Here is a 23,306-nt window from a genome sequence, read left to right as displayed (position 1 = left end):
GGTCGACCATGAGCTCCTCGAGTCCCTCCGCCGTGTCCGTGGTGTCGTTGCCCTCCCTGATGGCGGCCCGGCGCACCGTCGCGCAACGGCAGGCCTACCAGCGGCTCCGGTGGCGAGAGCGGCTCACCAGCTTGTGGGCCCCGGTGCTCATCATCGCCGCGGCGCTGTTTCCGTACATGACGCTCATTGCGTACGTGCCCTCGGCGGCGAGCTGGGCACAGCCGCTGATGAAGGGGCTGGGGCTGCTCATGGTGGCGTACTACGTCGTCCTCTGGGGCCGGCGTGGCGTCCAGCCCACCTGGTTCCAGGCCCGTCGCGCCGCGCGCGAGCAGCTCGACGAGAGCGAGCGGGCCCTGGCCCGGGCGCAGGCGAAGCAGGCATTGGCCGTGGGGACGGGCGAGCTCTTCGCCGAGCAGGCGCTGAAGGTGGAGTCAGCCTCGGTGCGCGGGGACGCGGACGTGCTGCACGGAGAGGTGAAGCTCCTGTCGGCCCTCACGGAGCGGCACCTGGGCGCCTTCCGCAAGGAGTCCACCGTGGAGCTCTTCGGCGGCGTGGCGAAGTTCCTGCTCATCGCCCTGGTGTTCCGCACCGCCTGCGTGGAGCCCTATCGGATTCCGTCCGGCTCCATGCTGCCCACGCTGCACATCGGCGACTTCGTCCTCATCAACAAGTTCATCTACGGCGTGCGCGTGCCGTTCGCCAACGTGGTGCCGTTCGTCATCCTGCGGCCCCCGGCCCGAGGGGACGTCGTCGTGTTCAACAACCCCGTCGATACGTCCGCCGACTACATCAAGCGCGTGGTGGGCGTGCCGGGCGACACGGTGGAGCTGTTCGACGGCGTGGTGCACATCAACGGCCAGGCGCAGGCCCGCCAGCTCGAGGACCCGGAGTTCGTCGTGCACGACCTCGCGGAGGGGACGTGGTTCGAGCGACAGGAGGCGCTCTACCGGGAGGACCTGGGAGGTGTGTCGCACGCGGTGCTCCAGACGCCCACGCGGACGCCTCGCCACGAGGGGCCCTACGTCGTCCCCGAGGGCCATGTGTTCGTCCTGGGCGACAACCGGGACAACAGCGCCGACAGCCGCCACGGGCTGGGCAGGCCCGGGGGCTACGGCGAGCCGGCCTACGTCCCGTATGGCCACATCAAGGGCAAGGCGCTGGTGATGTGGCTGTCGGTGAGCCACGGTGGTCTGTTGCACGGCCTGTTCGGCGGCACCGGTCTGCGGGTGGACCGCTTCTTCGAGCCCGTGCGCTGAACCACACCCAGGGGGGCGAGCGACCCGCCGTCCCTCGGACGGTGCTTGACGCGCCGCACGGCCCGGGGTACGCGGCGGCCCCGGCCATGAGACACCTCCTTGGAATCGAAGGCTGGCGCCGGGACGAGCTCGAAGCGGTGCTCGACAGGGCGCGTGCGCACCTGCCCGGTGGCCCGGATGCCACCCACACCCTGCGCGGCAAGGTCGTCGCCAACCTCTTCTTCGAGGACTCGACGCGCACTCGCACCTCGTTCCACATGGCCGCCCGCGGCCTGGGAGCGGGCGTGCTCAACTGGAGCCCCTCCGGCTCGTCCACCTCCAAGGGCGAGACGCTGCTGGACACCGCCCGGAACATCGAGGCGACGGGCCCCGTGGCCATCGTCATGCGGCACCGCTCGTCGGGCGCGCCGCACCTCGTCGCCAGGCACGTGCGCTGCGCCGTCATCAACGCGGGCGACGGCACCCACGAGCACCCCTCCCAGGCGCTGCTGGACGCCTTCACCCTGCGCCAGCGCTGGGGCGGCCTGGACGGTCGCACGGTGCTCATCGTCGGCGACATCCTCCACAGCCGCGTGGCCCGCTCCAACCTCTGGTGCCTGAAGGCGCTGGGCGCGCGCGTGGTGTTCTGCGGTCCGCCCACGCTGATGCCGCCGGGGCTGGCGGAACTGGGCGCGGAGGTGACGCACAACCTGGACGCCGCGCTGCCGCAGGCGGACGCGGTGATGTGCCTGCGGCTGCAACTGGAGCGGATGGGCGAGGCGTTCCTGCCCTCCACGAAGGAGTACTCGCGGCTGTTCGGCCTCACCGCCGCGCGCGAGGAGCGGATGAAGGCGGGCGCGCTGGTGATGCACCCGGGCCCCATCAACCGAGGGCTGGAGCTGGCGCCCTCGGTGGCGGACGGGGCGCGCAGCGTCATCCTGGAGCAGGTGTCCAACGGCGTCGCCGTGCGGCGGGCCATCCTCGAGGTCTGCACGTCATGAGTGCCACGGTGCTTTTCCGCAGAGGCCGCGTCATCGACCCGCGCAACGGCGTGGACGGCGTGCGCGACGTCCTGGTGCAGGACGGCAAGGTGGCCCAGGTCTCCGACGCGCCGCTGTCCGCGCCCGCCGGCGCCGAGGTGGTGGACGCCGACGGCAAGTGGGTGCTGCCGGGCTTCATCGACCTGCACGTGCACCTGCGCGAGCCGGGCGAGGAGGGCAAGGAGACGGTGCTCACCGGCTGCCGCGCCGCCGTGGCCGGGGGCTTCACCGCCGTGGTGGCCATGCCCAACACCAAGGTGGTCAACGACAGCGGGCTCGTCACGGAGCTGGTGCTGTCGCGCGCCCGCGCCGCGAACCTGTGCCACGTGTATCCCGCGGGGGCCATCACCAAGGGCCTCAAGGGCGAGGAGCTGGCGGAGACGGGCGAGCTCATCTCCTCCGGCTGCGTGGCGATCACCGACGACGGCCGGCCGGTGATGAACGCGGCCCTGATGCGCCGCGCGCTCCAGTACGCCACGCAGTTCGGCGTGCCGGTGATGGTGCACGAGGAGGACCTCACGCTGTCCGCCGGTGGCGCCATGCACGAGGGGCCCACGTCCACTCGGCTGGGCCTGCGCGGCATCCCCGCGTCCGCCGAGGTGGCCATGGTGGCGCGCGACCTGGTGCTGCTCGAGGAGACGAAGGGCCGGCTGCACATCGCCCACGTGTCCTGCGAGGGCAGCGTGCGGCTCATCCGCGAGGCCAAGCGCCGGGGCCTGTTCGTCACCGCCGAGGTGACGCCGCACCACCTCATCCTGGATGACCGGGCGGTGGGGGACTACGACACGCACGCGAAGATGGCGCCGCCCCTGCGCGCGGACCGGGACGTGGAGGCGCTGCGCGAGGCCATCGTCGATGGCACCATCGACGCCATCGCCACGGACCACGCGCCCCATGGCGTGCTGGACAAGCAGGTGGAGTTCGAGAAGGGCATCAACGGAATCGTGGGGCTGGAGACGGCCCTCGGGCTGACGATGGAGCTGGTGCACGCGGGGCGGCTGGACGCGAAGCGGGCGGTGGAACTGCTCTCGCATGGCCCGGCGAAGGCGTTCGGCCTGCCGGGCGGCCACCTGGCCCCCGGGGCTCCGGCGGACATCACCGTGGTGGACCCCTCGGAGGAGTGGACGGTGGATGCCCACCGGTTCTATTCCCGCAGCCGGAATACCCCCTTCCATGGCCGTAAGCAGAAGGGACGCGTGGTGCAGACCTGGGTTTCTGGCCGGAAGGTGTACGCCGACGGTCAGGTGAAGGAGTCGCGGTGATGACGAAGCGGGCAGTGCTCGCCCTGGCGGATGGCACCACCTTCGAGGGTCGCGCTTTCGGCGCGGTCGGCGAGACGGTGGGTGAGGTGGTCTTCAACACGTCCATGTACGGCTACCAGGAGATCCTCACGGACCCCTCGTACGTCGGGCAGATCGTCACCATGTCCTACCCGGAGATGGGCAACGTCGGCACGACGCCGGAGGACGAGGAGGCGGGCAAGCCGCACGCGGTGGGCATGGTGGTGCGCGCCCTCGCGAGCCAGCCCTCCAACTGGCGCTCGAAGGAGTCGCTGGACGCGTACCTGAAGCGCCACAACGTCGCCGGCATCGAGGGCCTGGACACCCGCCGCCTGGTCCGCCACCTGCGCACCCACGGCGCGCAGATGGGCGTCATCTCCAGCGAGGGCCTGTCCCCGAACGCCCTGGCCGAGCGCGCCCGCACGGCGCACGGCATGGAGGGCCTGGACCTGGCCACCGGCGTGTCCACCAAGACGCCGTACACCTTCACCGCGCCCTCTCCGGACGTCTTCACGGGCATCGGCGAGGCCCACCCCCAGGGCGAGCCCCGCTTCGACGTCGTCGCGTACGACTACGGCCTGAAGAAGTCGATGCTGCACTTCCTGGTCGACGTGGGCTGCCGCGTGACGGTGGTGCCGTCCCACACCACGGCGGACGAGGTGCTGGCCCGCAAGCCCCACGGCGTCTTCCTGGCCAACGGCCCCGGAGACCCGGCGGCGGTGAAGGGCGCGGACCGCACGGTGGCGGCGCTGCTGGGCAAGGTGCCGGTGTTCGGCATCTGCCTGGGGCATCAGATCATGGCCCTGGCGCTGGGCGGCCGGACGTACAAGATGAAGTTCGGCCACCGCGGCGGCAACCAGCCCGTGAAGGATTTGACGACGGGCAAGGTGGAGATCACCGCGCAGAACCACGGGTTCGCCGTGGACGACGCCAGCCTCAAGGGCAAGGCCGTGGTGACGCACATCAACCTGAATGATGGCACGGTGGAGGGTCTGGCCGTCCCGGACGCGCGGGCCTTCAGCGTGCAGTACCACCCCGAGGCCTCTCCGGGCCCCCACGACGCACGCTATCTCTTCGGCCGCTTCGCGAAGCTGATGGCGGGGTAGGATCTACCACCCAATATGGACTCCCCGCTGTCACCGCTCTCCTACCAGCCGTACCTGGACCAGCTCATCGCCTTCGGCAGCGCGGAGTCCCGGAAGGAGGACCTCCTCGCGGCCAAGGCGGAGTACTTCCGCCTGACGGGAGAGGTCTTCGAGGACGACAAGCTCTTCGAGCTGCGCATGGCGTCGTTCCTCGACTTCTACCTCTACGACCGCGTCTCGCCGCTCACTGGCAAGACGCCGGCCGCGGAGTTCTACGAGCAGCGGCTGGCCAACACCCCGCCCGAGGAGGCCAACGCCTTCCGCAGCTTCACCGAGACGGTCCACGGGCTCTTCGAGGTCCGCAAGCTGGCCAAGGGCCTGGTGCGGCTGCGCGAGCTGTACTCGGGCAAGGACTTCGACGTGACGGAGCGCCGCCACATCGCGGGGCTGGAGACGGGCGACATCCTGGAGGCCCGGCTCATCCCCTTCGGCGGGCACCTGCTGTTCTCCGCCGCGTTCTGCTACCACCCGCGCGTGGCGCTGAAGTCCATCAAGGCCGAAGTCAAACGCCGCAAGAAGAAGGAGCCGCAGCGCACCCCCAACGAGCTCGTCTGGGAGTGCGCCCGCCGCGCCCTCAACATGGACCGCTACCGCCAGCTCTCCGTCGAGAAGATCTACGACTTCGAGCAGAAGGTGCTCTGACGACGCGCGTCCACCGCGCTCACACGCGGTGGATGCTCATCAGGTTGGTGTTGCCAGGGATGTTGAGCGGCACGCCCGCGACGACGACGACGGGCGCGCCCTCCTCGCAGATGCCCTCGCGCAGGCACAGCTTGCGCACCTGGCCCAGCATCGCGTCGGTGGTGCGCACCCGGCGCACCTGCAGCCCCGTCACACCCCAGTACAGCGACATCCGGTTGACGGTGGTCTCGCTCGGCGTCAGCGCGATGATGCGCGCGTTGGGGCGGAACTCGGAGATGAGGCGCGCGGTGTGGCCGCTCTCCGTGTACGCGACAATCGTCCCGATGTTGAGCTGACCGGCCGCCGCCACCGCCGCCGCCGCCACGCCCGTGCCCAGATCCTCCGAGCGCTCGAAGGGGGAGTGGTGCTGGTGGCGCGTCACGCCGCGCTCGGTCTCCTCGACGATGCGGGCCATGGTGGCCGCGGCCTCCGTGGGGTAGCGCCCCGCGGCCGTCTCGCCCGACAGCATCACCGCGTCCGCGCCGTCGAGAATCGCGTTGGCCACGTCGGACACCTCCGCGCGCGTGGGGCGCGGGTTGCCCACCATGCTCTCCAGCATCTCCGTGGCGACGATGACCAGGCCGCCCATCTGGTTGACCACCTTCACCATGTGCTTCTGGATGGCGGGCAGCTGCTCCAGCGGCATCTCCACGCCCAGGTCCCCGCGCGCCACCATGATGCCGTCCGCGGCGCGGGCGATGGCCTCCAACTGCTCCACGGCCTGGGGCTTCTCAATCTTGGCGATGAGCGGCGTCTTGTTCTTCGCCACGTGCTTGCGGGCGCGGTGGATGTCCTCGGCGGTGCGCACGAAGGACAGCGCCACGTAGTCCACCCCCACCTCCTGGCCGAAGGCGAGGTCCGCCTCGTCCTTGGCGGTAATCGTGGGCACGGACATGGGCGAGCCGGGCAGGTTCAACCCCTTGTGGTCCTTGAGCAGGCCGCCCACCTCCACCTCGCACAGCACGTCCTGGCCGGACACCTTGCGCACCCGCAGGCGCACCCGGCCGTCGTCCAGGAGGATGGCGTCCCTGGCCGCCACGTCCTTCACCAGCGACTTGATGGGGGTGGGGATGATGGAGCCCTGGCCCACCACGGCCCGGGTCGTCACCGTGACGCGTTGGCCCGGCTTCACCACGAGCTGTCCTCCCTCGAACTTTCCCAGGCGGATCTTCGGCCCCTGGATGTCCTGGAGGATGGCCACCGGCAGCTTCAGCCGCTGGGCCGCCTTGCGGATGAGGGACACCCGGTGGCGGTGCTCGTCATGCGTGCCGTGCGAGAAGTTCAGCCGGGCCACGTTCATGCCCGCGCGGATGAGGCCCTCGATGGCCTCCAGCGAGCTCGTTGCGGGCCCCAGGGTGCAGATGATCTTCGCCTTGCGCATAGGTGCACGCATCCTAGGCGCCCGGGTGCGTGGCTTGACAGCTTCGCGCTCGGGGGACTAACTCTTCGCGTCCAAGTACCGAGCTTCAGCAAGAAAGCCCGGCTTCCCTGGGAGGGGGGGCCGGGCTTTCTCGCGTCCAACGGGGCGCGTCACAGCTCGAGGGTCTTCCCCGAGCCCTTGGGCGCGCCCAGCGGCGGGTGGCCCGGCGGCAGCACCTCCGCGTCCATGTCGATGGGAGGCGCGCTGCCCGGGGCGGGCATGCCGGGAGGAGGCAGCGGGGCGGGCTCGTCCATCAGGCCTCCCGGGCCGCTGCCACCCACGCCGGGGCCACCCTCCTGGAGGGATTCGATCTCCTCGCGGCTGATGCCCGCGAGCGTGAGCACCTTGCGCGTGACGCGGATGCGCGCGTGGCTGGTGAGCGCCATGGCGATGGAGTCCGAGGGTCGGGCCTCCAGCGTCATCTTCTTCGCGCCCTGCTCCAGGAAGACGCGGCCCGAGTAGACGTTGTCGCGCAGGTCGTCGATGCGGACCTCCGTCACCTTGCCGCCCAGCTCGTCCACCACGTTGTCCAGGAGGTCCTGGGCCAGCGGCTGCGGCGGCTCGCGCTTGGCCAGGCGGAAGGCGATGGAGACGGCGGAGGCCTCGTCCACGAAGACGGGCAGCACCACCTGGCGATCCTTGGTGGTGAGGACCACCGCGTGCGTCTGGGCCTCCATCAGCGGCACGACGTCCTGGACTTCCAGTTCGACCAGCTCCGAGCAGGCCTTGGGGTCGCCCCCGTGCTCGGTGATGCAGGGTTGCTCGGTGGCGCCAGGCAGGGTGGCGGCGACAGCACCGGGCGCCGTGAAGGCGGGGAGCAGCAACGTCCCCCCCAGCGCCAGCAACAGCGCCGAGAGGGGGGCGAAGAAGAAAGTGGCGCGGTTGGGTGTTCTCACACCCTGAAGCTACGCACCCGCACCCCTGTCGGGAGGGTACGGCTTCCGCCCGGTTGCCCTGGGCGCCACGAACCGGCCGCCCGGAGGGCAAGGGAGCGAACGTCAGCGGCGCTCGTCGTCCTCGTCCTCGTCGTCGTAGTCCTCTTCGTCGTCGACGTCCTCGTCCTCATCCTCGTCGAGGTCGTCATCCTCGTCCTCGGAGTCCTCGTCCTCGTCTTCATCCTCGTCGTCGAGGGTGTCCGCGACGTCCTCCGACTCCAGCGTCATGGAGACGGCGAACTTCTTGTCGAGCACGGCGATCTGCGCGCGCATCTCCGAGAGCGCGGCGACGAAGTCCTCCGTGAGATTCGCGGGCGCCTTCGCGTCGCAGTGGGGACAGACGATCTTCTCCGTCCCCTCGATGAGGTCTTGAACGTCAAGCTCGAAGCTTGCCTCGCACTTCTGGCAGGTGAAGTCGATGCTCATGGTCGGGCGCGGCATACAAAGCCCTCCAACCAGCTGTCAACGTCCGCGAAAAGGGGGCGTGGTGGTGAGGGCCCTACATCCGGTAGCGTCCGTCGGATGGACCTCCCGAAGACGATGGTGCATGCCCTCCATGACCGGGCCGCGCAGCATGAGCATCGGCCGGCCCTCTGGACGCGTCGAGGACGCGCCTATGTCCCCACCTCCTGGTTCGAGTACGCCCAGAAGGTCAAGGCCTTCGCCCTGGGCCTGAGGAGCCTGGGCTACGGCGCGGGCCAGCCGCTGGGCATCATCAGCTTCAACCGCGAGGAGTGGCACGTCGCGGACCTGGCCGCCATGGCCATGGGCGGGGTGCCGGTGGGCCTGTACACCACCAGCGCGCTCGAGCAGCTCGAGTACATCCTGGGCCACTGTGAGGCCACCGTCCTCGTCGTGGAGAACGAGAAGCACCTGGCCACGGGCCTGGCGCTCAAGGCCCGGCTGCCCAATCTGCGCCACATCATCGCCCTGGACGTGCCGGAGGGGCCCCTGCCCGAGGGCGTGTGGCGCTACTCGGAGGTGCTGGCGCGCGGCACGGGCGTGGACGACAAGCCCTACTGGGACAGCGTCAATGCGCTCCAGCCGGAGGCGCTGTGTACGCTCATCTACACCTCCGGGACGACGGGCCACCCCAAGGGGGTGATGCTCAGCCACCACAACATCGCCTGGACGTCGCGCCAGCTCATCATGGCCGTGGAGTTCGGCAAGCAGGACGGCGTCATCCTCTCGTATCTGCCGCTGTCGCACATCGCCGAGCAGGTCATCTCGCTGCACAGCCCGCTGATGCTCGGCGTCCAGGTGTACTTCGCCGACTCGGTGGAGGCGATGCCGGGCAACCTCAAGGACGTGCGCCCCACGTTCTTCTTCGGCGTGCCCCGCGTGTGGGAGAAGTTCCGGGCCAAGGCGGAGGAGGGCCTGCGCTCCCAGCCCCCGCTCAAGCGCCGCATCGTGTCCTGGGCGCGCGGCGTGGCCTCCGAGTACCACTCGCGGGCCCAGCGCCACGAGCGCATCCCCGTGACGCTGGACGCGCAGTACAAGCTGGCGCAGCGGCTGGTGTTCGAGCCGCTCAAGGCCCGCATCGGCATGGAGCGGGTGGACTTCTTCGCCACCGCGGCGGCGCCCATCGCCCGGGAGGTGCTGGAGTTCTTCGCCTCCATCGACATCTTCATCCACGAGGTGTGGGGCATGACGGAGGTGTCCGGCCCCGGCACCGTCAACACCCAGGAGGCCACGCACCTGGGCACCGTGGGGCGCGCGATGATCGGCGTGGAGGTGCGCATCGCCGAGGACGGGGAGATCCTCGTCAAGGGCGGCAACGTGTGCATGGGCTACTACAAGAACCCGGAGGCCACCGCGGAGCTGCTGGAGGGCGGGTGGCTGCACTCGGGGGACGTGGGGCAACTGGACGGCGAGGGCTACCTGCACATCACCGGCCGCAAGAAGGAGATCATCGTCACCTCTGGCGGGAAGAAGACGGCCCCGGGAAACATCGAGGAGCTGCTCAAGTCGCTGCCCGCGGTGGGCCACGCGGTGGTGGTGGGCGAGCGGCGCAACTACCTGGTGGCCCTGCTGGCGCTGGACGTGGAGAAGGTGCGCGCCCTGGCGAAGGAGAAGGGCTGGCCCGAGGACGTGGGCACGCTCGCCCGCGACGCGCGCCTGCGCCAGCTGCTCCAGGAGAAGCTGGACCGCGACATCAACCCGAAGCTGTCCCGCTTCGAGACCATCAAGCGCTTCGCGGTGCTGGAGCAGGAGCTCTCCGTGGACGCCGGTGATTTGACGCCCACGCTGAAGGTCCGCCGCAAGGCCGTGGAGCAGAAGCACGCGGCGCTCATCGAGTCGCTCTACGCGGAGCTCGGCGCGGCCCACACGGGCTGAGGCGGTGCGGGGCAGGGTGGCCCGCAAGCAGAAAGGGGCGGGAACCTCTTGGGTCCCTCGCCCCTTCTCACCTCACGGAGGACCGCGGCCTACTTCGCGGCGCGCTTGTCCATGGGGACGTAGTCCCGGCGCTTCTGGCCCGTGTAGACCTGGCGCGGACGGGCGATCTTCTGCTCGGAGTCCAGGACCATCTCCTCCCACTGCGCGCACCAGCCCACCGTGCGGGGGATGGCGAAGAGGACGGGGAACATCTCCGCCTGGAAGCCCATCGCCTCGTAGATGAGGCCGGAGTAGAAGTCGACGTTCGGGTAGAGCTTGCGCTTGACGAAGTACTCGTCCTGCAGCGCGATGCGCTCCAGCTCCACGGCCAGCTCCAGCAACGGGTTCTTGCCCGTCACCTCGAAGACCTCGTCCGCCACGCGCTTGATGACCTTGGCGCGCGGATCGTACGACTTGTAGACGCGGTGGCCGAAGCCCATCAGCTTCTTCTCGCCCTCGCCGCTCTTCACCGACTTGATGAAGTCCGGGACCTTGGAGATGTGGCCGATCTCACGCAGCATGCGCAGCACCGCCTCGTTGGCGCCGCCGTGCAGCGGGCCGTAGAGGGCGCCGATGCCCGCCGTGACGGCCGAGTACGGGTCCACTTCCGACGAGCCCACCGTGCGCACGGACGTCGTCGAGCAGTTCTGCTCGTGGTCCGCGTGCAGGATGAAGAGGACGTCGAGCGCGCGCTCGAGCACCGGGTGCACCTTGTAGGTGGTGGTGCCGATGCGCTTCACCATCGCCAGGAAGTTGGCGACGTAGGACAGGTCATTGTCCGGGTAGATGTAGGGCAGGCCCATCGTGTGCCGGTAGGAGAACGCGGCCAGGGTGGGCATCTTGGCGATGAGCCGGGTGATCTGGATGCGGCGGCTGAGCGCATCCTTGGTGTTCTTCGCGTCCGGGTAGAAGCTGGACAGCGCGGCCACGGTGGAGCCCAGCATGGACATGGGGTGCGCGTCGTAGCGGAACCCGTCCATGAAGGACTTCACGTTCTCGTGCACGAACGTGTGGTGCGTCACCAGGTGGACGAACTGCTCCAGCTCCTTCGGGGTGGGGAGCTCACCGTTCAGCAGGAGGTAGGCGACCTCCAGATAGCTGGACTTCTCGGCCAGCTGCTCGATGGGGTAGCCGCGGTACTCCAGGATGCCCTTGTCACCGTCGATGAAGGTGATGGCGCTCTTACAGTTCGCGGTGTTGAGGAACGCCGGGTCGTAGCCCATCAGACCGAAGTCATCGTCCGAGACCTTGATCTGGCGGAGGGCGTTGGTGCGAATACAGCCGTGCTCGACCGGGACCTCGTACGTCTTGCCGGTCCGATTGTCGGTGATCGTCAGCGTGTCCTTGGGCATGGGCGGAGATTTCACAGGGCGCAGATCGCTTTCAACAAAAAAGAACGATAAGTCGGTGAGGGAGACACTGATGTTTCCTACGGGGACGCTGAAATGCGGACGCCCGAGCGGGTGAGCTGACGCCAGAAGCCCGGAAAGCTCTTCTCGACACACTCGGGGCCGGTGAGGACGAGGGTCACTCCGGACAGCACGCTCAGGGTCGCGGCCGTCATGGCGAGCCGGTGGTCACCCCGGCTGTCCATCTCGAAACGGGCGGGCGGCGTGGACGGGGGCGTCACGAGGAGGGTGTCATCCTCCAGCTCCGCCTTGCCGCCGAAGGCCGTCACCAGGTCCCGGATGCCTTCCAACCGGTCGCTCTCCTTCAGTCGGAGGATTCCGACGTCCGTGAGCGTGGAGGGCGCGGGGAGCACACAGGCGAGCGCCGCCAGGGTCGGCAACAGGTCCGGGCACTCCTTGCCCGAAGCCCGCAGGCCGCCCGTGGGCCGTCCCGTCACCTTCAGGACGTGCGCCTCCGACGCGGGTTCGGTCCTCAAGCCCACCTGCTCGATGAGCCGGAGGATGGCCTGGTCCGGATGGGCGCTGGCCGTGTCCGCGCGCTCCACGGTGCCGCCGGCCTTCCAGGCCACGAGCAGCAGGTAGCCCAGCGAGGACCAGTCGCCCGGGAGCGTGGGGACGCTCGGCGGCGGGGTGTAGCCGCAGACGGTGTAGCGGGAGGCGGACTTCTTCAGCTCGAAGCCGAAGCGCTCCAGCCACGTCAGCGTGAGGTCCAGGTAGCCCGCGCTCGTCAGCGTGCCCTCGATGTCCACGCTCCACGCGCGGCGCTCGCGCAGGGACAGCGCCGCGCAGCCCAACAGGAGGCTGGAGGCGTACTGGCTGCTCTGCGAGCCGGGGACACGGAACACGGGCTCGACGGAGGACGTGTCCGTGGGCGCGGTGATTTCCACCGGCCAGGGCTGTCCCTCGGTGAGGGTGAGCCCCGCGGGGCCGAGCGCGTCCTTCAGCGACGTGAAGAGCGGCCCGTGGGGACGCTCGCCCAGGCGAGGGGTGCCGGTGAGGCGCACGCGCGCGCCGGGCGTCACCGCGACCTGGGTGGCCAGGATGCGGAACGGGGCGCCACCGTCGGCGCAGTCCACGTCTCGCACGGGGCCGGCCGGAAGGCGCAGGGCCTCCACGCCCCGGCGCAGCACGCGCACGTCGGCGGGCAGGTCCTCGTCGGACTCGGCCTGCACGGAGGGCAGCGGCCAGGAGCCGGTGAGGTGGCCCAGCACCAGCGCCCGCTGCGCGTCCGACTTGGACACGGGCGGCGTGAGGGGCGAAGCCTTCAGGCCCGAGGTCTCCACCACGATGCGATGGGTGCTGGCGCTCACGGGCGCACCCCCTTCGCCCACGCGGGCCACAGCGCGCGCCACGTCTCCGGGCCCACGTCGCGGACCTCGGTGGCGCCGATGGCCGTCAGCAGCACCATGCGCAGCTCGCCCTTGGCGCCGGCCTTCTTGTCGGCGTCGAGCAGGGTGGTGATGGTCTTGAGCGATGCGGGGCGCAGCAGCTGGGCCACGCGCTCGCGGCCGAGCACGCCGGGGCCGTTCTCCAGCGCGGCCTCCGCCTGGGCGGCGATGGGCTCGGGGGTGACGCCCAGGTGGCGGCCCACGTCCAGGGCCAGCAGGATGCCCAGCCCCACCGCGTCGCCGTGCGACAGCTTGAAGTGGGACACGCTCTCCAGCACGTGGCCGAAGGTGTGGCCGAAGTTGAGCACCCGGCGCAGGCCCTGGAACTCGTACGGGTCCTGGGCGCAGACCTTCTCCTTGAGCCCGCGCGCGTGCTTGACCAGCCTCTCCAGCGCGGGGGGCGTGCGCGTGTAGCGGCGGAACAGGGCCGCATCCAGGCTGATGACCATCTTCCACGCCTCGAGCGAGCCCTCCCGCACCTGCGTGGGCGACAGCGAGGCGAACAGCTCCGGGCAGATCCACGACTCGTCGGCGTAGTGGAAGACGCCGGCGGGGTTCTTCACCACGCGGCCCTTCACGGTGAGGTCCACCGCGCCCTTGCCGCCGAGGCTGCTGTCGACGGCGGCGAGCAACGTGGTGGGCACCTGCACCAGCCGCACGCCGCGCTTGAGCAGGTGCGCGGCCACGGTGGAGACATCTCCCACGGTGCCGCCGCCCACGGCGACGAGCGTGCCCGAGCGCGGCAGGGACAGGCCCGCGGCGAGCACCTTCTCCAGCGCCGCGAAGCTCTTGGCGCTCTCACCGCCCACCAACTGGACGATGGCGCGAGGCGCGCGGGCCTCGAGCGCGGGGAGGAGCGTCGGGTGGAGCCTGGCGACGGTGCGGTCCACCACCGCGAGGCTTCCCTCGGGGAGGCGCCTGGCGAGTCGGGTGAAGGGTCCCCAGCGATCGTTGGGTGGACGGTAGGCGCCGGGAGGGTAGGGGGTCATAGGGTGTTGGGGCGTGCGTTCATCTGTTGGACGAGGTCTGCGATGACCAGGGACACCATGGACTCCAGCACCGGGACGGCGCGGGGCATGATGCACGGGTCGTGACGGCCACCCTTCGCGTGGTCCGCCAGCGTCGCTGGGGGTTTGAAGTAGGCGCGGACCTGGAGCGGCTCGCCGTTGGTGAGCCCGCCCTGGATGCCGCCGTAGACGTCCTTCACGGAGTGGAACTGGGTGCCCGGCTGACCGATGCGCTGCATCAGGTCCGGCGGTCCCCAGACGACGCCGGTGACGGCGCCCACGCTGCCCAGGGCCTGGGCGATGAGCGCCTTGATCTTCCCGAAGATGGGCTCGCCCAGTCCCACCGGCAGGCCCTCCACGCGGATGTCGATGGAGCCGCCCAGGCTGTCTCCGGCCTCCTTGGCGGCGAGGATGCGGCGGGACATCTCCTCGCGCACCGCCTCATCGGGGCAGCGCGTGGGGTGTGCGTCCACCATGGCGCGCGTCAGGCCCGGGGCGGGCACGGAGGCGACGAGGTCGCCCACCTGGGACACGTACGCGACGGTGCTCAGGGTGGGCATGTCCCGCTCCAGGTACGCCTCGGCGATGGTGCCGCCGATGACGCGGCAGAGCGTCTCGCGGCCGCTGGTGCGCCCGCCGCCGCGGTGGTCGCGGTGCTTGTAGCGCTCGCGCCACACGGCGTCCGCGTGGCCGGGCCGGTCCACCTGCTTGAGCTCCTTGTAGTCACCGGAGCGCTGGTTGGTGTTGCGGACGATGGCGGCGATGGGCGTGCCGAGCGTCTTGTCCTCGAACACACCGGAGAGGATCTCCACCTGGTCCGGCTCGTTGCGGGGTGTGACGAGCGCGGACTGGCCCGGGCGGCGGCGGTCCAGCGCGGCCTGGATGCGAGCGCTCGTCAGCGGCACACCCGCGGGGCAGCCGTCCACCACCGCGCCGAGCGCGGGGCCGTGGCTCTCGCCAAAGGTCGTCAAGCGAAAGAGGACGCCGAAGGTGTTCATGTCGCGGTCTCCCAGAGCTGGCGCTGTCGCCGGGCCTGCGCGACGAACCACGCCGCACCCAGCAGGACCGGGGTTCCGCCGCGCCGCGTGATCTCCGCCGCGATGCGTCGGCCGGGCGCACCGTACGCGATCACCGCGACGCGTGCTCGCTCGAATCGCAGGGAATCCGGTGGAGCCACCCGGTCCGGCCAGGTCCACACGACGGCCCCCGTCACCGGCCCCTGGATGTCGGCGCGCCGCAGGACTCGCAGCGCCTGGCCACGCTCGGCGGCCACGGTGCGCAGCGCGGAGGTCGCCCCGCCGTCGCCCAGGATGACGACGTCCTTCGCGTCCAGGCGCTCCAGGACCTTCCGGGCGCCCTCGGTGTCGGTGTTGAAGGACTCCCACTGGGAGCCCCGGCGGACCAGGGTGTTGATGGCGTCCAGCGACGAGCCGGTGTGCTTCGCGAGCCGCAGCTTGAAGGGGCTGGTGACGGCGAAGCCGCCGTAGTGGGGCACGAGCGAGTCGAGCACCGCCTCGACGGGTCCGTCCTCGGGGAGGTCGATGCGGTCGAAAGGCTGGCGGTGGATGCGGGGCGAGCGGGAGTGGGTGATGGCCGTCCCGAAGATGCCCAGGCGCAGGGGGGCGGGGAGCGTCGTGCGGTCCGCGCCCCTCCACTCGCGCACGGCGTCGTCGAGCAGCCGCTGTCCCGGCGCCGCGGCCCAGGAGCCGCCCGCGGCCACGTAGTCGAGCAGGTTGTTGCGCGCCAGCACCGCGCGCGCCGGCAGCGCCACCGCGCCCATGCCGAGCACGGTGACGCGCGACACGCCGAAGCGCTCGCCCAGCTGTCGCTGCGTCTCCAGCAGCACGGAGAGGTGGGCCGGGTCCGTCATGGGCTCCACGTGCTTCACCAGCGCGTCGGCGGGCAGCTCGCGCGACCACAGCGCGAGCGCTTCATCGGTGGTGAGCTGCCGGTCCGCGTGGTGCGACGCGAGCAGCTTGCCGGAGGGCGCGTCGAGCGGGCCCTTCTGCCCGGTGGCGTCCATCAGGTCCCGGTCCACGCGCCACGCGGCGGCGACCCAGGCGGGAGGAAGGGGCTTGCCACGCTCGGACACGAGCAGCGGGAGCACGTCCGCGAGCGCGGCGGCGTCCACGGCGTCGGGGGCGTGCAGGTCGGTGCGAATCTCCAGCACGTCGGCGCCGCGACGCTGGCACCCCCGGGCGAAGTGCACGGCGTCGGGGCCGAGCAGGGTGGGGGGCAGCGTCACGATGCGCCGGGCGGGCGTCACAAGACCTCCTCGGGATGCAGGCAGCCCCGGAGGAAGTCCACCAGGGCGACGGTGGGAACGCGGGCGTGCAGCGCCTCGCGCTCGCGGAAGATGGAGGCGATCTCCTCTTCCAGGGAGACCTCCGGTCGCAGCCGGGGGCGCGTCCGGTCCGTGAGCAGCCGCTCGCGGTAGGTCTCGAACGTCACGGGGATGATGAGGGTGAAGGTGCCGGCGAGCGCGTCCGGGTGATGCGACAGGAACCCGCCGCCCACGGCCACGAGCCCCCCGGGGGGCAGCTCCAGCAGCGCGCGGCGCTCGGCGGCGCGGAACTCGGCGGGGGCCTGGGCCACCCAGGTGCGCAGCGGACGTCCGTGCGTCTTCTCCAGGTGCGCGTCCAGGTCCACGCCCGTGCGCCCGAGCAGCCGGGCCACGCGGGGCAGCAGCGTGGACTTGCCGGCGCCCCGGTGGCCACCCAGCACCACGGTCTGCCCCGCAGCGGGACGGGGCGTGGGCCCCGGGCGCGTGAGGGCGTCCCTCAGTGCCGGCCTGAGCCGGGGATCCACCGAGGAGAGGACATTCTCGACGAGGTGTTGCCGCGGCTCAGCGGACGAGGCCGACATACACGTTCGCCGTTCCGAACGTCAGCGGATGCGCGCTTCGCTCCGCATAGGCGCCGGACTGGTCCATCAGCGACAGGAAGCGCTCCCCCGCGGGGAACGCCGCCGACGTGCGGGGCAGGTACTCATACGCCGCGCGGTTGCCGGTGAGCAGGCCGCCCACCGTGGGCATCACCGTCTTGCTGTAGAAGCGGAACAGCGCGCCGAAGATGCCCGTGGGCTGACCGAACTCCAGCACGACGACGCGGCCGCCCGGCTTCACCACGCGGCCCATCTCGCTCAGGCACTTCACCGGGTCATCCACGTTGCGGATGCCGAAGGCGATGGACGCCACGTCGAAGCGGTTGTCCTCGAAGGGCAGGTCCATGGCGTCGGCCACCTGGAAGTCCACTGGGAGCCCCGCCTTCGCCGCCTTGGCGGGGCCGCTCTCCAGCATCTCCGCGCAGAAGTCGGTGCCAATCACGTGGCCCGTGGCGCCCACCTTGCGCTTGAACGCGAGCGCCAGGTCACCCGTGCCGGAGGCGCAGTCGAGGACGCTGTCCCCCGGCTTCGCCTGGCTCAGGCGCACCGCCGTCCGTCGCCACAGACGATGGATGCCGAACGACAGGACCTCATTCGTCACGTCGTACTTCGTGGCGATGGAGGAGAACATCTGACGGACTTCGGTGCTCATCTCGCCCTCACGACCTGGGCCGGACTCTCCGGCCGCCAAAGATGTCGACCCACCGCGTCTAGCACGGGTGGTAGCCGCTGCATCAACGTTTGGAAGCGCTCCGGCGTCAGCGCCTGGTTCCCATCGCACAGCGCCTGCTCGGGCCGGGGATGGACTTCAATCAGCAGCCCGTCCGCGCCCGCCGCCGCGGCGGCCAGGGACATGGGCAGGATGAGGTCCACCTGCCCCGTCGCATGGGACGGGTCGACGATGACGGGCAGGTGCGTGCGCTGCTTGGCCCAGGCGACCGCCGCCAGGTCCAGCGTGTTGCGCATCTCCGTCTCGAACGTCCGGATGCCCCGCTCGCACAGCATCACCTGCTCGTTGCCGCCCTCGAGCACGTACTCCGCCGCCAGCAGCCACTCCTGCAGCGTCGCCGACAGGCCCCGCTTCACCAACACCGGCCGGCGCACCTTGCCCAGCGCGCGCAGCAGCGAGAAGTTCTGCATGTTCCGCGCGCCCACCTGGAGGATGTCCGAGGACTCCGCCATGAAGGGAATCTGCGCGGTCTCCATCACCTCACTGATGATGGGCAGCCCGTGGCGACGGCCCGCCTCGGCCAGCAGGTGCAGGCCGGGCTCGCCCATTCCTTGGAACGCATAGGGACTGGTGCGGGGCTTGAACACGCCACCCCTCAGCACGTGGGCGCCCGCCTGGGCCACGGCGGCGGCGGTCCGGTCCACCTGCTCCAGACCTTCGACGGCGCACGGCCCCGCCATCACCACGAACCCCGGTCCACCCACCTCCACCGAGCCCGCACGCACCCGCGTGCCCTCGGGACGGAAGGCTCGGAGCACACGCCGCGCGCCCGTCTCCTTCCCGGCCACCGCCGGCGCGGATTCGTCTGGCTGCTTGCCTCCCACGAGCCCTCCCATCCACCGAGTTCAAGAGGTTTTGAACTCCTTGGTGCATGTATAGCCGTTATGGCTTAGAAGACAACCGAAGGTGATTTCAGGGCAGTCGCGGATGAGGACCGCTGATGAAGACGCTCAATCCCGTTGAGGGCCAGCGCTGGGTGGCCGGAATGATGCCCCTGGCGGCGGTGGATCCACTCTCCGGAGCGGATTCGCTGGGCGTTCCGACGGTGTATTGGGAGCGGCCCCTGGCGCGCGAGGCGGCCGCGGGCTGGGGCGAGGCGGCGGTCGTCGAGGCGACCGTGCCCGCACAGGTCCCCGCGGTGCTGGGCTCCTTGGGTGTCCTCTCGTTGCGGTGGTTGGGCCCATCTCCGTCCGACATGCCGGGGCCCTGGTTCGGCGGGCTCCGCTTCGGCGCGGCGGGGGTGGTGGACGAGGCGTGGGCCGCGCATGGCGTGGCGCGCTGGACGCTGCCGGAGGTGCTGGTGTGGCGCACCGGGAGCGGGCTGGCGGTGGCCGCGTTCGCGCCCGAGGAGCGAGGGGGCGAGGACGTGGTGCGCTCGCGGCTCGAGCGGGTCCGCGCGCGGTTCTCCGCGGGGTATCGCCACGCGCGGGGCGCGGAGGTCGCGCTCAAGGTGGTGTCGTCGCGGCCGGAGTTCGAGGCGCGCGTGGAGCGGGCGCTGGAGGCGATTGCCTCGGGACAGCTCCAGAAGGTCGTGCTGGCGCGGCCCGTGGATGTGGAGGCCGCCGAGGCGTTCGACGTGGTGGACGTGCTGGCGAGGCTGCGTGAGCAGAACCCGCGCTGCGCCACCTTCCTTTTCCGCGCGCTGGACGGGACGTGCTTCCTGGGCGCGACGCCGGAGACGCTGTGTCGGGTGGAGGGCCGGGCGCTGGAGACGGAGGCCCTGGCGGGCACCGCGGCGCCGCGCGAGGCCGAGGGGTTGCGAGGACAGGACAAGGACGCGCGTGAGCACGCCGCGGTGGTCCGCTACATCCTCGCGGCGCTGCGCACGCTCGCGGACGAGGTCCACTCCGACGCGGAGCCCCAGCTGCTGGCGTTGAAGAACGTGGTGCACCTGCGCACGGGCATCGGCGCGCGGCTGCGCGAGGGGGTGTCGGCCGCGCAGGTGGTGGAGGCGCTGCATCCGACGCCGGCGGTGGGCGGGACGCCTCGGGAGCGCGCGTTGTCCTTCCTGGTGGAGCACGAGGGGCTGGACCGGGGCTGGTACGCGGGGCCGGTGGGGTGGGTGGGGCCCGAGCGGGCGCACCTGATGGTGGGGCTGCGCTCGGCGCGGGTGCGGGGTGCTCGCGCGCGGCTGTACGTGGGTTGCGGAATCGTGGCCGGCTCCATCGCGGAGGCGGAGTGGCGGGAGACGGAGATGAAGAGTCTGGCCGTGTTGCGTGCGTTGGGAGGCGGGGATGTCGGGCGACAGTAATCTCAACCTGCTGTGGGCTCGCGCGCTCGTGGAGGAGCTGGTGCGCGGCGGCGCGCGACACGCGGTGGTGTGTCCGGGGTCGCGCTCCTCGCCGCTGGCCATCGCCTGCGCGCGCGCGGAGGGCCTTCGCACCTGGTCCGTCATCGACGAGCGGAGCGCGGCCTTCTTCGGGTTGGGGCTCGCGAAGCAATCGCGCACGCCGGTGATCCTGGTCGCGACGAGCGGCACCGCGGGCGCGCACTTCTACCCGGCGGTCATCGAGGCCTCGCTGTCCCAGGTGCCCCTCATCGTGCTCACCGCGGACCGACCGCTGGAGCTGCAGGGGTGGGGCGCGGCGCAGACGGTGCCGCAGGCGCGCTTCTATGGTGAGCACGCGCGCAGCTTCACGGACGTGGGCGTGCCGGAGTCGAGCGACGTGGCGCTGTCTCACCTGCGCGCGACCGCGGCCCGCGCCGTGGCCACCTCGCTGCGGGCCCCTCGGGGCGCCGTGCAGCTCAACGTGCCCTTCCGCGAGCCGCTCGCGCCGGTGACCGAGGCATATGGTGAGGAGCGCCTGTCCGCGCTCGCGAAGCACGGTCGCCCGGGGATGCCGTTCACGCGCATCGCCGCGCCCGCGCCGGTGCCGGACGCGGCGGTGCTGGAGTCGGTGCGTCAGCGCATCGCCGCGACGGAGCGGGGTGTCATCGTCTGCGGTCCTCGCGACGAAGTGGACGGTTTCGCCGAGGCCATCTCCGCGCTGTCGCAGGCCACGGGCTACCCGGTGCTGGCGGAGGCCACGTCCCAGGCTCGGTATGGCGGCGGTCCGCTGACGCTCTCGCACTACGACGCGATGCTTCGTCACGCGCCGTTCGCCAGGGCGCATCGGCCGGAGCTGGTGCTGCGGTTCGGGGGGGGGCTGACGCCCAAGGTGCCGCAGCAGTGGCTGGACGGCTCGGGCGCGGACATCGTGCTCTTCAGTGACGGGGGGGCGCTGTTCGACCCCGCGCACCGCGCGGCCACGGTGGTGGAGGGCTCGGCAGTGGCGGCGTGTGCCGCGCTGGCGAAGGGCGTGAAGCGGAGCGTGGGCCGGTGGACCCAGGGCTTCCTCGCCGCGGAGCGGATGGTGCGCGGCGCGTTGGAGACGGCCTTCGCCGAGCGACCGGACTTGCTCAGCGAGCCGCGCATCGCTCGCGAGGTGGTGGCCGCGCTTCCGGCCGAGGTCCCGCTGTTCGTCTCCAGCAGCATGCCCATCCGGGACGTGGACGCGTTCGCCCCGGCGAGTGGTGTGCCGCTGCGCGTGCTGGCCAACCGGGGCGCGAATGGAATCGACGGCATCATCTCCAGCGCGCTCGGTGTCGCGGCCGCGGCGTCGCGTCCCGCCGTGCTGCTGACGGGGGACCTGGCGCTGCTGCACGACGTGGGCGCGTTCGTGACGGCGGCGCGCTCGCGCGTTCCGCTCACGGTGGTCGCGGTGAACAACGACGGCGGCGGCATCTTCTCGTTCCTGCCCATCGCGCAGGCGGCGAAGCCGGACGAGTTCGAGTCGCTGTTCGGCACGCCGCACGGCGTGGACCTGTCGCACGCGGCGGCGCTGGGTGGGGCTCGGCTGCATCGGCCCACGACGCCCGCGGCGCTGCGCGCGGCGGTGCGTGAGGGACTGGAAGGCGGCCTGCACCTCGTGGAGGTGCGCGTGGACCGGGCCGCGAACGTGGATGACCACCGGCAGCTCTTCGCGAGAATGGCCGCCGCACTCGGAGAGGGACCATGGGCGTGACGCTGGCGTACGAGACGTGGGGCGAAGGCCCCCGACCGCTCGTGCTGCTCCACGGCTTCACCGGGAATCGCGGCTCGTTCGACGGGCTGAAGCCGCTGATGGGCCGCTCGGTGAAGGCCATCGCGGTGGACCTGCCGGGCCACGGCGCCACGCCGCTGCCCGAGCGGCGCGGACGCGATGGCTTCCTCGATACGGTGGACGCGCTCGTGTCCCTGGTGGACTCGCTGGGGCTGGGCACGGTGGACCTGCTGGGGTACTCGCAGGGCGCGCGCGTGGCGCTGGCCGCGGCGGTGCGCGCGCCGGACCGCTTCGGTCGGCTCATCATGGAGAGCGGCTCGCCCGGGCTGCACCGTCGTCAGGAGCGCGCCGAGCGGCGGGAGTCGGACGGGCAACTGGCGGCCTTCATCCGCGCGAAGGGCGTCGACGCCTTCGTGGAGCGCTGGGAGGCGCTGCCGCTGTTCGACTCCTTGCGCGCCATGCCCGCGGAGCGGCGGGAGCGACTGCGGGCCCATCGCCGGGCCTGCACGGCGGAGGGGCTCGCCGGAGCGCTGGAGTGCCTGGGGCTGGGCGTGCAACCCGATTACTGGTCGGAGCTGCACCACCAGCGCCTGCCCACGCTGCTCTTGACGGGGGCGAAGGACGAGAAGTTCACGCAGACGGCGCGGCGGATGGCGGCGGAGCTCCCGGTGGTGTGGCGACATGCCTTCACGGACTGTGGCCATGCGCCCCATCTGGAAGCGCCGGAGGAGTACGTCCGCGAGGTGCTGGGCTTCCTGCAGACGCCCTGGTACGAGGCGCCCCAGTTCGAGGCGGCCGCCACGGGGGCGGACCCTGGGAGGATGAGTCCGTGAGCACGTCGGTTCCTGGCGCACCGGTGTCCCTGTCGAAGCCTCGTCCCACGGTGAAGACGTGGTTGATGGCCGTGCGTCCGAAGACGCTGACGGCGGCGCTGGTGCCCGTGCTGGTGGGGACGTCGCTCGCGTTCGGCCTGGGCGTGGGGCGACTGCTCCCGGCGCTCGCGGCGCTGGTGGGCGCGGTGCTCATCCAGATCGGCACCAACTTCATCAACGACTACTACGACTTCAAGAAGGGCGCGGACACCCACGAGCGCCTGGGCCCCGTGCGCGTCACGCAGAGCGGGCTCATCGCGCCGGGCACGGTGTTGATGGGCGCGGCGGTGTGCTTCATCGCGGCGACGGCGGTGGGCGCCTATCTGGTCGCGGTGGGCGGCTGGCCCATCGTCGCGATTGGACTCGCGTCGCTGCTCTGTGGCTACGCGTACACGGGTGGGCCGTTCCCCTTGGGGTACAACGGCCTGGGAGACCTGTTCGTCTTCATCTTCTTCGGGCTGGTCGCGGTGACGGGGACGTTCTACGTGCAGGCCGGCACGGTGCATCCGGCGGCGTGGTGGGCGGCGATCCCCGTGGGGGCGAGCGGCACCATGCTCATCGTGGTGAACAACCTGCGCGACGTGACGACGGACGTGAAGGCCGGCAAGCGGACGCTGGCGGTGCGCTGGGGCACGACGGCGGGCAAGGCGGAGTACGTGTTGTTGCTCGCCGCCTCGTTCGCCACGCCTGTCGCGATGTACGCGCTGGGGTACGCGGCACCCTGGGTGTTCCTGTCGTTCCTGAGCCTCCCGTTGGCGGTGCCTCCGCTCCAGCGCGTGATGCGCGAGCAGGGGGCGGCGCTGAATCCCGCGCTGGGCGGCACCGCGCGCTTCCAGCTCATCTTCGGAGTGCTGTTCGGGCTGGGCCTGTACCTGCGATGATG

General features: G+C 71.1%; 21 protein-coding genes. 10 read left to right on the top strand and 11 right to left on the bottom strand.

What is annotated here, in order from left to right:
• Positions 1-8 precede the first annotated feature (8 nt).
• From lepB to AC6JA9_RS23355, 5 genes are all read left to right on the top strand, one after another.
• The gene (gene lepB, locus AC6JA9_RS23375) at positions 9-1,256 is read left to right on the top strand and encodes a signal peptidase I (RefSeq protein WP_497957849.1); all 1,248 of its coding nucleotides are present in this window, start codon (positions 9-11) and stop codon (positions 1,254-1,256) included.
• A gap of 86 nt (positions 1,257-1,342) precedes the next feature.
• Entirely contained in the window at positions 1,343-2,236 is an 894-nt protein-coding gene (locus AC6JA9_RS23370) for an aspartate carbamoyltransferase catalytic subunit (protein WP_223747435.1), read from the top strand.
• Positions 2,233-3,537 carry a dihydroorotase gene (locus AC6JA9_RS23365; RefSeq protein ID WP_141323313.1) on the top strand — a complete coding sequence of 435 codons (1,305 nt, stop codon included), beginning with the start codon at positions 2,233-2,235 and terminating at the stop codon, positions 3,535-3,537. Before AC6JA9_RS23370 ends, AC6JA9_RS23365 begins: the two co-directional genes overlap by 4 nt.
• Positions 3,537-4,661, top strand: coding sequence for a glutamine-hydrolyzing carbamoyl-phosphate synthase small subunit (gene carA / locus AC6JA9_RS23360; protein WP_223747436.1), 1,125 nt, complete (start codon positions 3,537-3,539; stop codon positions 4,659-4,661). The genes AC6JA9_RS23365 and carA overlap by 1 nt, the downstream gene beginning before the upstream one ends.
• A 15-nt stretch (positions 4,662-4,676) precedes the next feature.
• On the top strand, positions 4,677-5,342 hold the full coding sequence (locus AC6JA9_RS23355) for a DUF7986 domain-containing protein (RefSeq protein WP_223747437.1): 666 nt from the start codon (positions 4,677-4,679) through the stop codon (positions 5,340-5,342).
• A gap of 19 nt (positions 5,343-5,361) precedes the next feature.
• Here AC6JA9_RS23355 and pyk read toward each other — a convergent pair whose 3' ends face one another.
• The 3 genes from pyk to AC6JA9_RS23340 all read right to left on the bottom strand — a co-directional run bounded on the left by pyk (position 5,362) and on the right by AC6JA9_RS23340 (position 8,177).
• Entirely contained in the window at positions 5,362-6,762 is a 1,401-nt protein-coding gene (pyk, locus tag AC6JA9_RS23350) for a pyruvate kinase (RefSeq protein ID WP_267700789.1), read from the bottom strand.
• A 149-nt stretch (positions 6,763-6,911) separates the two neighbouring features.
• Positions 6,912-7,697 (bottom strand): bifunctional nuclease family protein, encoded by a 786-nt coding sequence (locus AC6JA9_RS23345; RefSeq protein ID WP_223783641.1) that lies wholly within the window; start codon positions 7,695-7,697, stop codon positions 6,912-6,914.
• Between the two features lie 102 nt (positions 7,698-7,799).
• The gene (locus AC6JA9_RS23340; protein WP_194869028.1) at positions 7,800-8,177 is read right to left on the bottom strand and encodes a hypothetical protein; all 378 of its coding nucleotides are present in this window, start codon (positions 8,175-8,177) and stop codon (positions 7,800-7,802) included.
• An 81-nt stretch (positions 8,178-8,258) separates the two neighbouring features.
• On the opposite strand from AC6JA9_RS23340, the gene AC6JA9_RS23335 reads away from it, so the two are divergent.
• On the top strand, positions 8,259-10,073 hold the full coding sequence (locus AC6JA9_RS23335; protein ID WP_473566162.1) for an AMP-dependent synthetase/ligase: 1,815 nt from the start codon (positions 8,259-8,261) through the stop codon (positions 10,071-10,073).
• Between the two features lie 89 nt (positions 10,074-10,162).
• Here the strand turns inward: AC6JA9_RS23335 and AC6JA9_RS23330 are convergent, their stop codons facing one another.
• The 8 genes from AC6JA9_RS23330 to aroF form a co-directional block, all read right to left on the bottom strand.
• On the bottom strand, positions 10,163-11,464 hold the full coding sequence (locus AC6JA9_RS23330; RefSeq protein ID WP_223747441.1) for a citrate synthase: 1,302 nt from the start codon (positions 11,462-11,464) through the stop codon (positions 10,163-10,165).
• Positions 11,465-11,541: 77 nt separating this feature from the next.
• Positions 11,542-12,831: a 3-phosphoshikimate 1-carboxyvinyltransferase gene (locus AC6JA9_RS23325; protein WP_497957848.1), complete on the bottom strand. Its 1,290-nt coding sequence runs from the start codon at positions 12,829-12,831 to the stop codon at positions 11,542-11,544.
• Positions 12,828-13,898 (bottom strand): 3-dehydroquinate synthase, encoded by a 1,071-nt coding sequence (locus AC6JA9_RS23320; RefSeq protein WP_223747443.1) that lies wholly within the window; start codon positions 13,896-13,898, stop codon positions 12,828-12,830. Before AC6JA9_RS23320 ends, AC6JA9_RS23325 begins: the two co-directional genes overlap by 4 nt.
• Positions 13,895-14,914, bottom strand: coding sequence for a chorismate synthase (gene aroC / locus AC6JA9_RS23315; protein ID WP_463750966.1), 1,020 nt, complete (start codon positions 14,912-14,914; stop codon positions 13,895-13,897). Before aroC ends, AC6JA9_RS23320 begins: the two co-directional genes overlap by 4 nt.
• Positions 14,911-16,182 carry a shikimate dehydrogenase gene (locus AC6JA9_RS23310; protein WP_223747445.1) on the bottom strand — a complete coding sequence of 424 codons (1,272 nt, stop codon included), beginning with the start codon at positions 16,180-16,182 and terminating at the stop codon, positions 14,911-14,913. The genes aroC and AC6JA9_RS23310 overlap by 4 nt, the downstream gene beginning before the upstream one ends.
• The gene (locus tag AC6JA9_RS23305; protein WP_223747446.1) at positions 16,179-16,724 is read right to left on the bottom strand and encodes a shikimate kinase; all 546 of its coding nucleotides are present in this window, start codon (positions 16,722-16,724) and stop codon (positions 16,179-16,181) included. The genes AC6JA9_RS23310 and AC6JA9_RS23305 overlap by 4 nt, the downstream gene beginning before the upstream one ends.
• Positions 16,725-16,761: 37 nt before the next feature.
• Positions 16,762-17,451, bottom strand: a complete 690-nt coding sequence (gene ubiE, locus AC6JA9_RS23300; RefSeq protein WP_473566165.1) for a bifunctional demethylmenaquinone methyltransferase/2-methoxy-6-polyprenyl-1,4-benzoquinol methylase UbiE — start codon at positions 17,449-17,451, stop codon at positions 16,762-16,764.
• On the bottom strand, positions 17,448-18,353 hold the full coding sequence (aroF, locus tag AC6JA9_RS23295; protein ID WP_223747448.1) for a 3-deoxy-7-phosphoheptulonate synthase: 906 nt from the start codon (positions 18,351-18,353) through the stop codon (positions 17,448-17,450). The genes ubiE and aroF overlap by 4 nt, the downstream gene beginning before the upstream one ends.
• A 116-nt stretch (positions 18,354-18,469) precedes the next feature.
• On the opposite strand from aroF, the gene AC6JA9_RS23290 reads away from it, so the two are divergent.
• Genes AC6JA9_RS23290 through AC6JA9_RS23275 form a run of 4 tightly spaced genes read left to right on the top strand, consistent with a single transcriptional unit; the run spans position 18,470 to position 23,304 of the window.
• Positions 18,470-19,780: an isochorismate synthase gene (locus AC6JA9_RS23290; protein WP_497957847.1), complete on the top strand. Its 1,311-nt coding sequence runs from the start codon at positions 18,470-18,472 to the stop codon at positions 19,778-19,780.
• Complete coding sequence (gene menD / locus AC6JA9_RS23285; protein ID WP_473566167.1) at positions 19,764-21,533, top strand: 2-succinyl-5-enolpyruvyl-6-hydroxy-3-cyclohexene-1-carboxylic-acid synthase; 1,770 nt, start codon at positions 19,764-19,766, stop codon at positions 21,531-21,533. Before AC6JA9_RS23290 ends, menD begins: the two co-directional genes overlap by 17 nt.
• On the top strand, positions 21,524-22,384 hold the full coding sequence (gene menH, locus AC6JA9_RS23280) for a 2-succinyl-6-hydroxy-2,4-cyclohexadiene-1-carboxylate synthase (protein ID WP_223747451.1): 861 nt from the start codon (positions 21,524-21,526) through the stop codon (positions 22,382-22,384). Before menD ends, menH begins: the two co-directional genes overlap by 10 nt.
• Complete coding sequence (locus AC6JA9_RS23275; protein ID WP_223747452.1) at positions 22,381-23,304, top strand: 1,4-dihydroxy-2-naphthoate polyprenyltransferase; 924 nt, start codon at positions 22,381-22,383, stop codon at positions 23,302-23,304. Before menH ends, AC6JA9_RS23275 begins: the two co-directional genes overlap by 4 nt.
• Positions 23,305-23,306: the final 2 nt, after the last annotated feature.

It is taken from the genome of Myxococcus sp. MH1, from assembly GCF_059738865.1.
The sequence above is the reverse complement of the archived record's forward strand: the minus strand, read 5'-3'. Positions and strand labels throughout refer to the sequence as shown.

Excerpts from the sequence above, each read along its gene's own strand:
- lepB (WP_497957849.1), top strand. The coding sequence starts at position 9 with ATGAGCTCCTCGAGTCCCTCCGCCGTGTCCGTGGTGTCGTTGCCCTCC.
- AC6JA9_RS23370 (WP_223747435.1), top strand. The coding sequence starts at position 1,343 with ATGAGACACCTCCTTGGAATCGAAGGCTGGCGCCGGGACGAGCTCGAA.
- AC6JA9_RS23365 (WP_141323313.1), top strand. The coding sequence starts at position 2,233 with ATGAGTGCCACGGTGCTTTTCCGCAGAGGCCGCGTCATCGACCCGCGC.
- carA (WP_223747436.1), top strand. The coding sequence starts at position 3,537 with ATGACGAAGCGGGCAGTGCTCGCCCTGGCGGATGGCACCACCTTCGAG.
- AC6JA9_RS23355 (WP_223747437.1), top strand. The coding sequence starts at position 4,677 with ATGGACTCCCCGCTGTCACCGCTCTCCTACCAGCCGTACCTGGACCAG.
- pyk (WP_267700789.1), bottom strand. The coding sequence starts at position 6,762 with ATGCGCAAGGCGAAGATCATCTGCACCCTGGGGCCCGCAACGAGCTCG.
- AC6JA9_RS23340 (WP_194869028.1), bottom strand. The coding sequence starts at position 8,177 with ATGCCGCGCCCGACCATGAGCATCGACTTCACCTGCCAGAAGTGCGAG.
- AC6JA9_RS23335 (WP_473566162.1), top strand. The coding sequence starts at position 8,259 with ATGGACCTCCCGAAGACGATGGTGCATGCCCTCCATGACCGGGCCGCG.
- AC6JA9_RS23330 (WP_223747441.1), bottom strand. The coding sequence starts at position 11,464 with ATGCCCAAGGACACGCTGACGATCACCGACAATCGGACCGGCAAGACG.
- AC6JA9_RS23320 (WP_223747443.1), bottom strand. The coding sequence starts at position 13,898 with ATGACCCCCTACCCTCCCGGCGCCTACCGTCCACCCAACGATCGCTGG.
- aroC (WP_463750966.1), bottom strand. The coding sequence starts at position 14,914 with ATGAACACCTTCGGCGTCCTCTTTCGCTTGACGACCTTTGGCGAGAGC.
- ubiE (WP_473566165.1), bottom strand. The coding sequence starts at position 17,451 with ATGAGCACCGAAGTCCGTCAGATGTTCTCCTCCATCGCCACGAAGTAC.
- AC6JA9_RS23290 (WP_497957847.1), top strand. The coding sequence starts at position 18,470 with ATGAAGACGCTCAATCCCGTTGAGGGCCAGCGCTGGGTGGCCGGAATG.
- menD (WP_473566167.1), top strand. The coding sequence starts at position 19,764 with ATGTCGGGCGACAGTAATCTCAACCTGCTGTGGGCTCGCGCGCTCGTG.
- menH (WP_223747451.1), top strand. The coding sequence starts at position 21,524 with ATGGGCGTGACGCTGGCGTACGAGACGTGGGGCGAAGGCCCCCGACCG.